The sequence below is a fragment of the Marinobacter iranensis genome (genome assembly GCF_029207565.1).
Lineage (GTDB): Bacteria > Pseudomonadota > Gammaproteobacteria > Pseudomonadales > Oleiphilaceae > Marinobacter > Marinobacter iranensis.
In genome coordinates, this window is sequence record NZ_JANCMW010000038.1 from 1 (window position 1) to 596 (window position 596).

General features: G+C 56.0%; 1 protein-coding gene. It reads right to left on the reverse strand.

From position 1 onward, the window contains the following. On the reverse strand, positions 1-596 hold a 596-nt coding region (locus tag NLU14_RS21335; protein WP_275710414.1), incomplete at both ends, for a lipid A-modifier LpxR family protein.

Here is a 596-nt window from a genome sequence, read left to right on the forward strand (position 1 = left end):
GGCGCCCGTTCACCATAAGCCATCAATTCGGGATTGAAGCGGTTATCGGGTGATGAAATCAGGCCATCCCTGAAAACCAATGCCGCACCTAACTCGGTCAGGTATCCGACCGATCCGAAATACGTCACTTTGAACTGCTGATTCGGCTGGCTGGCATCCAGATACTGATGATAAGCCGCTGAATACCGGAAAGTCGGCTCCCCCCCGTTCGAAATCTGGTGCCCCCAACCTCTCGCACGTTCGCTACCGACAACCTTGTGGACTGCATTCTGACCGGATTTGAAAACATCCAGTCCCAGCACGCCAACGGTCATCGATGTCGTCCAACCCGAATCGGCTCCCGGGGTTTGATAACTCTGGCTCGAGGACAGGTAGACCAGGCTGCTGTATGGACGATCGCTCCGGTCGATCTCCGATTCCTTGATGTCCTCAGGGGTGAAGCCATAAACGCCAAACTCAAGCGCCGTGCTCTGCGGCTTTTCAGTCTGGCCCCCCAAGTATGGAAGCACATACCCGTCCAGAGCCTGGCTGACGCGGGAAACCGGGTTGCTGATGAATTCCTTCGAGTTGGAGGAATAGGTAATCGCCACGCCGGC